At 60.2% G+C, this 12,055-nt stretch carries 14 protein-coding genes, 1 tRNA gene and 1 pseudogene; 8 read left to right on the forward strand and 8 right to left on the reverse strand.

The window, feature by feature from the left end:
• Position 1: 1 nt before the first annotated feature.
• From sufC to OE747_RS17455, 5 genes are read left to right on the forward strand one after another with little or no spacing between them, the layout of a single operon-like run.
• Positions 2-757, forward strand: a complete 756-nt coding sequence (gene sufC / locus OE747_RS17435) for a Fe-S cluster assembly ATPase SufC (protein ID WP_263829827.1) — start codon at positions 2-4, stop codon at positions 755-757.
• A complete protein-coding gene (locus OE747_RS17440; RefSeq protein WP_263829828.1) occupies positions 757-2,037 on the forward strand; it encodes a SufB/SufD family protein in 1,281 nt (426 codons plus the stop codon). Before sufC ends, OE747_RS17440 begins: the two co-directional genes overlap by 1 nt.
• A complete protein-coding gene (locus OE747_RS17445) occupies positions 2,037-2,519 on the forward strand; it encodes a YIP1 family protein (RefSeq protein WP_263829829.1) in 483 nt (160 codons plus the stop codon). The genes OE747_RS17440 and OE747_RS17445 overlap by 1 nt, the downstream gene beginning before the upstream one ends.
• Positions 2,516-3,112 (forward strand): YIP1 family protein, encoded by a 597-nt coding sequence (locus tag OE747_RS17450; protein WP_263829830.1) that lies wholly within the window; start codon positions 2,516-2,518, stop codon positions 3,110-3,112. Before OE747_RS17445 ends, OE747_RS17450 begins: the two co-directional genes overlap by 4 nt.
• A complete protein-coding gene (locus tag OE747_RS17455; protein WP_263829831.1) occupies positions 3,105-4,325 on the forward strand; it encodes a cysteine desulfurase in 1,221 nt (406 codons plus the stop codon). Before OE747_RS17450 ends, OE747_RS17455 begins: the two co-directional genes overlap by 8 nt.
• 90 nt (positions 4,326-4,415) lie before the next feature.
• Here OE747_RS17455 and OE747_RS17460 read toward each other — a convergent pair whose 3' ends face one another.
• Entirely contained in the window at positions 4,416-5,903 is a 1,488-nt protein-coding gene (locus tag OE747_RS17460; protein ID WP_263829832.1) for a fused MFS/spermidine synthase, read from the reverse strand.
• A 96-nt stretch (positions 5,904-5,999) separates the two neighbouring features.
• Between OE747_RS17460 and OE747_RS17465 the strand changes: the two genes are divergently transcribed.
• A tRNA-Arg gene (locus tag OE747_RS17465) sits at positions 6,000-6,076 on the forward strand.
• Between the two features lie 208 nt (positions 6,077-6,284).
• Positions 6,285-6,650: a hypothetical protein gene (locus OE747_RS17470; protein ID WP_263829833.1), complete on the forward strand. Its 366-nt coding sequence runs from the start codon at positions 6,285-6,287 to the stop codon at positions 6,648-6,650.
• On the opposite strand, the gene OE747_RS17475 is transcribed toward OE747_RS17470, so the two are convergent.
• The 7 genes from OE747_RS17475 to OE747_RS17505 all read right to left on the reverse strand — a co-directional run bounded on the left by OE747_RS17475 (position 6,616) and on the right by OE747_RS17505 (position 11,502).
• Entirely contained in the window at positions 6,616-7,632 is a 1,017-nt protein-coding gene (locus OE747_RS17475) for a recombinase family protein (RefSeq protein WP_263829834.1), read from the reverse strand. The genes OE747_RS17470 and OE747_RS17475 overlap by 35 nt on opposite strands.
• The gene (locus tag OE747_RS17480; protein ID WP_263829835.1) at positions 7,619-7,999 is read right to left on the reverse strand and encodes a hypothetical protein; all 381 of its coding nucleotides are present in this window, start codon (positions 7,997-7,999) and stop codon (positions 7,619-7,621) included. Before OE747_RS17480 ends, OE747_RS17475 begins: the two co-directional genes overlap by 14 nt.
• 15 nt (positions 8,000-8,014) lie before the next feature.
• Positions 8,015-8,710 (reverse strand): hypothetical protein, encoded by a 696-nt coding sequence (locus OE747_RS17485; RefSeq protein ID WP_263829836.1) that lies wholly within the window; start codon positions 8,708-8,710, stop codon positions 8,015-8,017.
• Between the two features lie 337 nt (positions 8,711-9,047).
• The gene (locus tag OE747_RS17490) at positions 9,048-10,394 is read right to left on the reverse strand and encodes an IS5 family transposase (RefSeq protein ID WP_263829837.1); all 1,347 of its coding nucleotides are present in this window, start codon (positions 10,392-10,394) and stop codon (positions 9,048-9,050) included.
• 108 nt (positions 10,395-10,502) lie between these two features.
• Complete coding sequence (locus tag OE747_RS17495; protein WP_263829838.1) at positions 10,503-10,865, reverse strand: hypothetical protein; 363 nt, start codon at positions 10,863-10,865, stop codon at positions 10,503-10,505.
• The gene (locus OE747_RS17500) at positions 10,862-11,125 is read right to left on the reverse strand and encodes a hypothetical protein (protein WP_263829839.1); all 264 of its coding nucleotides are present in this window, start codon (positions 11,123-11,125) and stop codon (positions 10,862-10,864) included. The genes OE747_RS17495 and OE747_RS17500 overlap by 4 nt, the downstream gene beginning before the upstream one ends.
• A complete protein-coding gene (locus OE747_RS17505) occupies positions 11,122-11,502 on the reverse strand; it encodes a TraM recognition domain-containing protein (RefSeq protein ID WP_318527319.1) in 381 nt (126 codons plus the stop codon). The genes OE747_RS17500 and OE747_RS17505 overlap by 4 nt, the downstream gene beginning before the upstream one ends.
• A 23-nt stretch (positions 11,503-11,525) precedes the next feature.
• On the opposite strand from OE747_RS17505, the pseudogene OE747_RS17510 reads away from it, so the two are divergent.
• Positions 11,526-12,055 (forward strand): annotated as a pseudogene (locus tag OE747_RS17510) (IS3 family transposase); the annotation flags it as partial.

The following is a 12,055-nucleotide window of genomic DNA, read 5'->3' on the forward strand; positions in this document are numbered from 1 at the left end:
AATGCTTACAATCAACAATCTGCACGTCAAACTTGAAGAAGAGGACAAACAGATCCTCAAGGGTGTGGACCTGACCGTCGAAGCGGGTAAGGTGCATGCGATCATGGGGCCGAACGGATCGGGGAAATCCACCCTGTCCTATGTTCTGTCCGGTCGCGATGGCTATGAGGTGACCGAAGGGTCGGCCCAGCTTGAAGGGGTCGACCTGCTGGAGATGGAGCCCGAGGAACGCGCCGCCGCTGGCCTGTTCCTGGCCTTCCAGTATCCGGTGGAAATTCCGGGCGTCGGCAACATGACCTTTCTGCGCACCGCGTTGAACGCGCAGCGTAAGGCACGGGGTGAGGAGGAACTGAGCGCGGCGGACTTCCTGAAACAGGTGCGCACCAAGGCCAAGGCGCTGAAGATCGACGCCGACATGCTGAAACGGCCGGTCAATGTGGGCTTTTCGGGCGGTGAGAAAAAGCGCAACGAGATCCTGCAAATGGCGATGCTGGAGCCCAAGATGTGCATCCTGGACGAGACCGACTCGGGCCTTGACGTCGATGCGATGAAGCTGGTGGCCGAGGGCGTGAATGCGCTGCGTGATGCTGGTCGCGGGTTCCTGGTGATCACCCATTACCAGCGCCTGCTCGATCACATCAAACCGGATGTGGTGCATATCATGGCCGATGGCCGCATCGTAAAGACCGGTGGTCCCGAGCTGGCGCTGGAGGTGGAGAACAACGGTTATGCCGACATTCTGGCCGAGGTGAACTGATGGCGCTGCCTGCTCAGAAACAGACCGCGACCGAAGCCCTGTTGTCGTCGCTGCATCTGCCCGAGGCCGGCTGCACCCGCGCCGCGCGTGAGGCCGCTTTGGCCCGGTTACGAGAGATGGGTGTGCCCGGTCGGCGCGACGAATACTGGAAGTACACCCGGCCCGATTCGCTGATCACACCGGACGCACCGCGCGCCGCCACGTTCGCAGCGGGCGAACCGATGATGTTCGATGCGGTCGACCGGCTGAAGATCGTCTTTGTCGATGGTGTGTTTGACCCCGAGGCGTCGGATCCGCTTGAGCTGGAAGGTGTCCAGATCGAGCGTATCGAGGATATCTGCTGCAAAGATATCCATTGGGCCAAGGACTTGTACGGCGTTCTTGAAGCGCGTGGTCATACGCCTGTGCCGCGCCCACTGGCGGCGCTGAACACGGCCTTTGCCGCCGATGGCGTGGCGATCCACGTCACCGGCACCCCGTCCAAACCGATCAGCCTGATCTATCAACATGCGTCCGAGACCTCGGACGCGATCCTGCATCACGTGATCCGGGTGGAAAGCGGCGCGGCGGTGACGGTTCTTGAAAACGGTCCGGCGGCATCGCGGTTCAACAAGTGCATGGAGATCGACATTGCCGATGGCGGCACCCTGCATCACGTGCGGGCGCAGGGGCGCGACCATGAACGCCGGGCGGTGACCCATATGTTCACGCGGCTTGGCGAAGGGTCGGTCTACAAGTCCTTTACCCTGACCGTGAACGGGGTGCTGACCCGCAATGAGCAGGTGGTCGAACTGACCGGCGACGACGCGGTGGCGCATGTGGCGGGGGCCTGTGTGGGCGACGGCGATTTTCATCATGACGACACCGTGTTCATCACCCATGACGCGGTGGGTTGCGAAAGCCGACAGGTGTTCAAGAAGGTGCTGCGCAATGGCGCGACCGGCGTGTTCCAGGGCAAGATCCTGGTGAAGCCCGGCGCGCAGAAGACCGACGGCTATCAGATCAGCCAGTCGCTGCTGTTGGACGATGACAGCCAGTTCCTGGCCAAGCCCGAGCTGGAGATCTATGCCGATGACGTGGCCTGTTCGCATGGCTCCACCAGCGGTGCGATCGACGAGACGGCGCTGTTTTACCTGCGCTCACGCGGCGTGCCGCTGAAGGAGGCGACCGATCTCTTGACGCTGGCCTTCCTGGCCGAGGCGGTGGACGAGATCGAGGACAAATCGCTGGCCGACGACATCGTCTCGCGGCTCGAAGGTTGGCTGGCGCGGCGGTCCTGATGCCGGTCACTGCCGATATCGTCGCCACCTATCGGGGGCCGCGGCGCGTGATGCGGCGCCTGCTGGATATGGGGCCGCGCGAAGACCGCGCGCTGGCCTTGGTCATGGCGTTTTGCGTCATTGCCTTTGTTGCGCAGATGCCGGCGCTGGCGCGCCGGGCCCATCTGGAGCAGTTGGAACTGGATATGCTGATGGGGGGCGCGCTGCTGGGCAGCGTGATCATCCTGCCGCTGGTGCTCTATACCCTTGCCTTGCTGTCGCATTGGGTCGCGCGGGTGCTGGGTGGTCGTGGCACCGCCTATGCGGCGCGGCTGGCGCTGTTCTGGTCGTTGCTGGCTTCCACTCCGCTGTTGCTGCTCAATGGTCTGGTCGCGGGGTTTATTGGCCCCGGACCGGCGCTGAGCATCGTTGGCCTCTTGTGGATGGTCGTGTTCCTGTGGTTCTGGTTGTCCAATCTCTACCAGGCGGAAAGGCCGGAATGATGACTCCCAGCGAATTGCGCCGCCTGGCCCTGTTGTCGATCACCAATCCGGCACAAGCGGCGCGGGACGTCATGGCCTTGAACCTGGGACGCGAAACCCTGTGGCTGGGTCTGGCGCTGGCGGTTGTTCTGAATACATTGCTGCATGGGTTGTCCAATCTTGCCTTCGGGCCGATGAGCATGCCATTGCCGGGCATGCCGGTGTCGGCGGTCGGTTATGGCGCGTTGATGGCCGGGGGATTGGTGCTGACGATCCTCGCGGTTCATCGCGTCGGTCGCTGGTTGGGCGGGCAGGGATCGTTTGGCGATGTGATGGCGCTGATCGTCTGGATGCAGCTGTTGTTGGTGACGGTGCAGGCGGTCACGCTGGTCCTGGCGCTTACCATTCCGATTCTGTCGGCGCTGTTGGCGCTGGCGGCCAATCTGGTGGCGCTTTACGTTTTTCTTCACTTCATCGACCAGGCGCATCGCTTGGGGTCGTTGATTCACGCGGCGGGTGTTCTGGTTCTGTCGATCCTGGCCATCGCGTTTTCACTTTTCGTTCTGCTGTCCCTTGCCGGGGGACCAATCCCGGGAGCTCCTCCGCATGTATGATGTCCGGAAAATTCGTACCGATTTCCCAATTCTTGGGCGAGAGGTGAACGGCAAGCCTCTGACATACCTGGATAATGGCGCCTCGGCGCAAAAGCCGCGGGTGGTCATCGACGCGATCACCCAGGCCTATGCGATGGAGTATTCCAACGTTCATCGCGGCCTGCACTTTCTGTCCAATCTCGCGACCGAGAAATACGAGGCCGTGCGCGGTATCATCGCGCGGTTCCTGAATGCCGGGTCCGAGGATGAGATCGTGCTGAACTCGGGCACCACCGAGGGGATCAACATGGTCGCCTATGGCTGGGCCATGCCGCACATGCAGGCAGGCGACGAGATCGTGCTGTCGACGATGGAACATCACGCCAATATCGTGCCCTGGCATTTCCTGCGCGAACGTCAGGGCGTGGTTCTTAAATGGATCGACCCCGCGGCGGACGGAACCCTGGACCCTCAGGCGGTTCTGGACGCCATTGGCCCGAAGACAAAACTGATCGCGATTACTCAATGTTCCAATGTTTTGGGGACCGTTGTTGATGTAAAATCCATCTGTACGGGGGCTCGCGCAAAGGGCGTGCCGGTACTGGTCGATGGCTCGCAAGGCGCGGTGCATATGCCGGTCGACGTTCAGGATATGGGCTGTGATTTCTACGCCATAACCGGGCACAAACTCTATGGCCCCTCGGGGTCGGGCGCGATCTTTTGCCGGGCCGAACGTCTGGCGGAAATGCGCCCGTTCCTGGGCGGTGGCGACATGATCAAGGAGGTCACCAAGGACGCGGTAGTCTACAACGATCCGCCGATGAAGTTCGAGGCGGGTACCCCCGGCATTGTGCAGACCATCGGGTTTGGCGTGGCGCTGGAATACCTTATGGCTCTTGGCATGGAGAGCATCGCGGCACACGAGGCGGGTCTGCGAGATTATGCGAGCCAGCGGTTTGCGGGGCTTAACTGGTTGAACGTGCAGGGTCATGCGCCGGGCAAGGCGGCGATCTTCTCTTTCACGCTCGAAGGCGCGGCGCATGCGCATGACATCTCGACCATCCTGGACAAGAAGGGTGTCGCCGTGCGGGCAGGCCACCATTGCGCCGGGCCGCTGATGGAGCATCTGGGTGTCACAGCGACCTGCCGGGCGAGTTTCGGCCTCTATAACACCCGCGAAGAGGTGGATACGCTGATCGACGCGCTGGAACTGGCGCATGAGTTGTTCGCCTGAACACGAACTGTGGGGAAAGGGGGCGCTGCCCCCGTCGCGCCGGTGCGCGACTCCCCCGGAGTATTTTCTTGCGAAATGAAGGAGCGGGTCCTAGTCAGGGCGTCCGATCAGGCGGTCGATCGGGGCAAAATCATCGGTGAGCAAGGTCCCCGTTGCCGCCAGTTGGGTGACCCAGCTTGGGTCCAGCGCACCGAACTCTGTTCTGTCCGGGGCGCGGGTTACGAACCTGGAATGCCCGGTCGGGCGTGATCCCGCCGCGATCACAAAGACGGCGCGCTCTCCCGGTGGCGGGGATGTGGTGCTGGTCCAGACTTCGACATCAGGAAAGACGGTGGACAAGGTGCGGACCATGGATGCCAGCGCATGCAGCCGGTCCTGATAATCGATGACGTTCATGAGATAGGTGCCGTCCGGGGTGAGCCTGTCTCGAACCAGTTCAAAGAACTCCCGGGTAACAAGATGCGCGGGCACTGCGACATCGGTAAAGGCGTCACCCAGGATCACGTCATAGCGCCGGTCGGGCCGTGTCAGCAGGGCGCGGCGGGCGTCCTCGTGCAGGATTTCGGCGCTGGTCGGGTCGAACCAGAACTGTTCGGCGGCGACACGGGTGACCTCAGGGTCGATTTCGGCTACCGTGCGGGACCCGGTGCCGCGCAGCGCGAAGGCACGGGGGATGGAATAGGAACCGCCGCCGATGAAGAACGAGGTGAAATCGGAGCGAGAGGTGCGGATACGGGCGAGCGCGTCCAGCATGGCGGCATGATCGGTATACATCACCAGAGGCGTGTCACGGGCGCTGATCCCGTGCCCCAGGTGATCGATCACCATCAGCCGTTCCGGAGCGTCAGGTGATCCCAGTTCGATGACGCGGATGCAGTAATAGCGGCTTTCGCGGGTGCAGGGATCAGGGGCCGCAAGCGCCGCGGCGGCCAGACCCGCAATCACCAGAACGGCACTCAGCGGTGCCAGCAGCCTGTCGCCGGCAAGGCGGAAGCAGACAAGGCCCGCAATCGCGTATATCCCCGTTACCGCCAGCAGGGTCAGCGATGACCCGAGCCAGGAAATGAAGAGAAACCCGGCAAGCAGCGTTCCGGCGATCGCACCCAGGGCGCCGGCCGCAAACATCGCACCGAGCGCCCGGCCGGCGCCTTCGCGGCGTGTTACGGCCAATGCCGCCAGAACGGGGGCCGGGACACCGGCAAAGGTCGACGGCAGGAAGAACACCGCAAGCGTCAGCACGGCGATTCCCCAGACCGGATGCGCCACGGCCGCCAGCACCGGGCCGGACATGGCGCGCAGCAAAAGGGCGGAGGCCGCCGTTGTCAGTGCCGCGGCCACCATCGTCCACCCGGTCAGGTTCAGCGCGCGCCGGGGCGGATGCTCGGCCAGGCGACCGCCGATCCAGTGGCCCAGAGAGAACCCTGCCAGCACGACCGCGATGATCGAGGTCCACGTGTAAAGCGACATGCCGACGTAAGGCGCGAGCATTCGGCCAGCCACGATCTCGACCACCAGAGAGGCGGCGGAGACGGCAACTTGCAGTAGGATGAGCAGAGAAAGCGAGGGGGTACGGTCCATGACGCCATTTGGAAAACCGACGGGCAGTAAAGCAAGAAAAATCCGCAGTTAACCGATTGCAGTGCACGGCTTGATATCGTATAGCCCGGGTCACCGGCACCCGTAGCTCAGCTGGATAGAGTGCTGCCCTCCGAAGGCAGAGGTCACAGGTTCGAATCCTGTCGGGTGCGCCATTTCACATTTTCTCATGTTCACGCCCTCTAACATCTTGAACGGTAATGACTTTTTTGGGTTCGAAAACCCTTCATTGCGGGTGTAGGCAATACGCTCTGCAAACGCCAATCTGAGCACGATCTTGCGCAGGTGAATCTGCCCGGAAGCCCAGAGATTCCAAGGGGTTGAGAGGAATTCGAGCGCGAGTTCGAACATATCCTCAAAGGCATGACATGGCTTGCTCTGGGTTTGCAGTCTTTCGGCGATCAGCAGCTTTTCATTTTCGAGACTGGCGATCTTGTTCTCATAGGCGCTGATCACGCGCGGGTTGTCGGCTTCGACGATGCGCTCCACCAGTTGATCGATCTGCTTATCGACCTTGCCTGCTTGCTGTCTCAGTCCGGTCAGCATTTGTTTGGCCTGTGCCAATCGTTGGCCCCAGGCATTTTTAAACATGTCTGTTGCCATACCCATAAGCGTATCGCCGGGCTGCATGGCGCTGAGGATTCTCTCGAACTCGGCTTCCATCTGGTCGCGCCGGATGGACTTGCGATAGCTGTCACAGCCTTTGGTGAAGCACATATAATTTGGTGAAGCACATATAATAGGGATGCTTCGCGCCGGTCTTGGATTTCGACCAGCAGGCGGTGAGTGGCTTGTCGCAGTCGCCGCATGTCACGAACCCGCGCAGCGGAAAATCTTCGCTGATGTCTTTGCGCGCCGGAGCTCTCGCACCTTCGCGCAGTCGCTGTTGCACTTTTAGATAGGTTTCGTAGCTGATGAGACCTTCATGATGACCTTTGCGTAAGCCGACGTTCCAATTCGGCGCTTCGATGTAACCGGCGTAGACCGGGCGGGTCAGCATATCCGTGATGCGCTGATTTCGAATTTCAGTACCGTTCAGGTCTTTGGGAAAGTCAGGCTGGCTTTCAAGGAAGCGCTTGACCTCGACCTGGGTGTCAAATCGGCCGGAAGCATATCCTTCGAGCGCCTCAGCCAGGATTGAGGCGTGAGGCTCATCGCGCACAAGCAGATTGCCGTGGCCAGCGGTGCGTTGATAGCGGTAGCCGATCGGTGCCTGAAAGCACCAATATCCATTCATCGTGCGCGCCCGCATACGGTTGATCGTCTGCTCGGCATTTTTCTGGCGCTGGTGTTGCGATACGCTGGCCAGCATGTTCTCGACAAGAATGGAGTCTGAATCCTCGCCGAACTCGATGGTCGGGCTTTTGAGAATACCGCCCGCCTGACCGATCGCTGCACGAAGCTGCAAATGCGCCTCGATACCACGCGCCAGCCGCGAGATATCATCGATGATGACAATGACCGGCTGCTTCTTGCTGTGTCTGCGCAAATAACTCAGCATGGATTTCATGCCGGGGCGGGTCGTGAGCGAACCGCTCATATCGTCCGAGAAGGTCTCGACAACATCGAGACCTTTATATTTGGCGTATTCCCGGCAGCGCGTTTGTTGAGAGCCGAGGCCGTCGCCGACCTTTGTTTGCTTGGAGGAAGAGACGCGGGCGTAAACAACGGCCTTCGTCCCTTTCTCGAATTCGTCGCTAACTTGGTTCATAATTCCTCCGGTGCGGCCGTCGCACTTTCGGGCGGTCGGCAGCCTTTGAAAATTGATTTTTGGATAATCCTTTGGCCGAGGATATCACGTCACCGGCCATCAGTGATGTTAAATCGATTTCTTGCCCACAGGCCGGATCAGCCTGCTGCAATGGATGCACGCCAAAGCCGAGATCGACGAAATTGACGATAATTGACCAAAGCGTGGTGATGAATTCGCGCTTCTCGCTTTCGCTCCAATCGGACTCGGCGAGGTACTTCTCATAGAGCGCATAGTCGATAGTGAGCGAGGGGCGTTGCCCCCGCTCACCATCTGGCGCGCTATGTTGATGGTTTTGGGTGTGGGGTGAGGAGTTTTCCATCGTCATAGCTCAGCGTCTCACTTATGCCGGCCCGTGGGCGCGGGCTCGTCTTCTTGATCTTGCAGGGGCGGGAGCAGATTGGTCATCGGCGCCGTTCGCAGTCACGCTACGCGACCTGCGTTCACCTGCCGGTTCCTGTGCCTGCTTGCGGCCAGCTTTTTCGGCTTCGATCTGGGGACGGAAATATTTGTCCTCCAACGTCTTGCCCCAGTCGTAAAGCTCGCCTTCGGCCTCGCTGCGGAACACATCCGTGATGATGCGCTTGGCACCGATAATGGTGATGCCCAGCTCACTCGCCATTTCATTGGCCTGCGTATCGTAGGCACGGTGGAAGGAGATTTTCTCGCCATCCTTGATCATCGCGTGAATCTTGCGGGTGGCTTCCTTGGCACGCTCATCGCCGCCTTCATCGATCTGGTCTTCACGATCCATCAGGCTCTCGCGAAGCTGGTTCATGGTTTGGCCGGTATTAGCCTTGAACAGATCGCGAAGGGTTGTCTCGGCCTTGACCACATCGAATTTTTCGGTGCGGGCAAAGGCGTAGGCATAGTCGGACAGCTTTTCCTTGAACGTGCCGGACTTGTAGATTTCCGCTTCAATGATACCAGTGATCGCAATGGCCTCATTGAACTGGGAATCGGTCAGCAGCCGGCCTGAAAAGCTCTCTCTCGCTTCGGCAAGGCGCTGTTTATGGTTTGGGTCGAATAAATCTTTCATGGCAAAATCCTTTCTAAAATTGTGAACAGAACATGAACATGTTATGTCAAATAAAGTAGTTATCCCACAGTTATTTACGTAATATTATTTCATTTTAAATTTTTATTAATGATTTCATGCATCTAAGGAGTAGTTTTTACTGAGCAATCTATTTATCCTTTCCTGCGATTGTATGTTTCAACGAGTCCGTTGAGGCTGGCGCTCTGCCGAAATTTTGCGAGCGGTATCGAAGGCGCGGGAGGCAGTCCCACGCATTTCCTTCTGATGGACGCATCGGCTGAGAAAGCTCTCCTTGGCATTATGCTCGCGGGTAGCGAGTTCGTCCTGAACAACGCTTTCAGGCGGCTGTAAGCGCCTGACGTGGTCGATCCGGGCGGGTCATGGCGTTCAGAATGGTTGCGATGATGAGCACAAGCCAAGCCCTGAGATGGGCGAGGATCTTGCGGATGTTATGGCCGCAGGCGCAGAGCACGGCAAATAGCGCGTCGCCGATGGTGCCTTTCAGGGGGCAGCGTGCCAGACGGCCGTCGGTTTTCATGTGGCCGATCTCGGCCTCGATGGCGCCGCGGCGTCGGAGGTCGGCAATCAGTTTTGGCGTCAGGCCGCGCCGGGTGCCGCTGATCAGGACGCGGGTCGCCGCCACGCCGTGGCCGCGATAACCGCGGTCGACGACGGCCAGGCCGGAGCGCTGGTCGGTCAGGATCTCCACCTGTTCCAGCGCCGGGGCCAGGGTATGGCCATCATAGGGATTGCCGGGAAAGCTGCGCATGCCCACCACGAAGCCCTCGTCCAGCGTCGTCGCCACGCTGACCTTGCAACCGAACTCGTAGCGCACCCGGGCCTTGCCCTTGGAGATGCAATCGACCTCCGGTTCGTGCAGGGCATAGATCTTGTCGCTGCCCTTGGGCTGCTGGTGCAGCAGTTGGGATACCAGCGCAAGTTTGGCAACGATCCCGTCCCGCAGCGTGCCCTCTGGGATGTCGCCGAGGTGGCGGCGCAGATCGCGCATGACACGACCGGTATAGCCTTTCAGCTTTTTCAATGCCTTGCGCATGCGCTTGAACTGCTTCGCATGGGCGTAGCGGCCGACCTGCAGCGCCAGCCGCGGGGCAAGGCGGGCATAGGATTGCCGCAGCTCCACCCCGGCGCCGCGCGCCAGAGCCACCAACTGATCCCGCGCACGCTCGTAGAGCCGGGCGTCGGTGGGGTGGGCGATGGCCTTTTCCATCACGGTCGTATCGACGGCCACACGCTTCACGCTGTCCTCGTCGATGGCGCCGGATTTCTGCCCGGCCCGGATCGTCTGGGTCAGCAGCCATTCCACCCCTTCCTCACCGATGCGCCCGCGCCAGCGGGTTAGCGATGACGGATCGATCGGTGGGCGATGCTGAAAGAACACCTCGCCGGTGAAGTGCTGGTAATAGGGGGTCTCGACCCACCGGGCGACGACCGCCTCATCCGACAGCCGATAGGCGTGCTGACGGTAGAGCAATCCCGCCACCAAACGCGGTGACGTCGCCGGCCGTCCGGTGGCCGACGGAAAGAAACCAGCCCATTCCCGCTCGAACACTTCCCAGTCGATCAGTGCCGCGAGCTTCACCAGTTCGTGCCGCAGATCGATCATGTCGACCAGCCGTGGGCGCAGCAGATCATCCTGTTCCGGCGGGCGAGAGCGGTGCTTCATGGACGGGACCAAAATTGCAAGGTTTCCGCCTCAACTATACGAAACCCTGCAGCTGATCGCGAGAGATACCGAAATATTTCAACACAAAATCAACGCGATGGGAGTTGTTCAGGACGAACTAGCGAGTGCCTTTACTCGCGCATCATGATCGAAACGAACCTCTCGGTGCGCTTGGCGTGTGATCGCGCCTGCATCGAAGGCATAGCGTCCAAAGATACGGTGCTTGAAATCCAGGTTCTTAGAGCCTGCCTGATCTATCAGCCTTCGCCGCGCCATCTCGACACGGGTGTCGTACTCGCGGAAATAGGCGGTGTTCAGCGCCTTTCGCGCCTTGGCGAATTGCTCATCCAACTGCCGGTATCGATGCCACTGGTCTCCGGTCAGCTTCATGTTGGCTTCGCGGTTCATCGATGCGACGCCGAAATGGGCTTTGAGTTCGGCGGTCAGCGATGTGGTTTGGTTATGGCTCATGACGGCGCATTCCCATTTTCTGCCTTGCGAAAAACCACCCAGGCGCATTGCCCTGCGACAGCCGGGGCTTTGAAGCCGCCATACGGACCCAGATGCGTGCAAGTGATGTAATGACGGCGAGCTTGTGCCGAGGCCCCAAATTCTCTCCACTCATATGCCCAAAGGAAATGCGGAAGCCCGTAGGCGAGGTAGCTGCCGTAGAGCGCTGCTGCCAAAGGGACCCACGCGACAAATCCGAGATAGAAAAACGAGGATTTCATATCGCTTCTCTCATATCGCTGCCGGTCAGTTCGACCTTCGGATCGGGTTCGAGCCGCGCGCCTTCCAGAGGATTGTCGCCCAGCTCGAAGCAATAGGGCGCGATCTCGATCTGACGGATTTTCCGCGCATGGATGAAGCCGACATCCTTGACGTGGATGATCTGCTCATCGGCTGGCAGGCGCATCAACTCGTCGGCGATGAACAGGCGCTCGCGCCCCGTCTGATAGTTGCTGGAGAAGTCCTCTCCGCTGGAGTTGAGACCGAGCGTTCCGGTCACGTGCTGGGTTTCGCCCATCGCCTTTGAGACGCGCTCTGCCTCATCGAAAGAGGAGAAGCCGAACCACTGTTTGACAAGCGCATTCTCTTCAATCGTCAGCGTTTCCTTCTCACCGTATGGGAACCGACCAACTCAAGGAACTCAAACGGCTCCAGAAAGAGAATGAGCGGCTTCGGAAGGCCGTGTCGGACCTGACCCTGGACAAGCTGATCCTGAAGGAAGCAGCCCGGGGAAACTTCTGAGCCCCGCCCGCCGGCGTGCCTGCATCGACCTGATCCGAAGTAGGATGAAGGTTTCGGAACGCAGGATCTGCCGGGTGTTGGGGCAACATCGATCGACGCAAGGGCGCTCTCCCCGAGGCCGGGAAGATGAAGATCGACTTGTCGCGGACATGATCGAACTGGCCCGGCAATACGGCAGCTACGGTTACCGCCGCGTCGCCGTTCTGCTGAGAGATGCGGGCTGGCAGGTGAGCGTCGGCCGTATCGAACGGCTTTGGAAACGGGAGGGGCTGAAGGTGCCACGCAAGCAACCCAAGAGGAGCCGGCTCTGGCTGAACGACGGATCATGCATCCGCCTGAGGCCCGAGCACCGCAACCATGTCTGGAGCTACGACTTCGTGCATTGCCGCACTGACGACGGCAAGGCGTTC

Source organism: Ruegeria aquimaris (genome assembly GCF_025751555.1).
GTDB lineage: Bacteria > Pseudomonadota > Alphaproteobacteria > Rhodobacterales > Rhodobacteraceae > Ruegeria_B > Ruegeria_B aquimaris.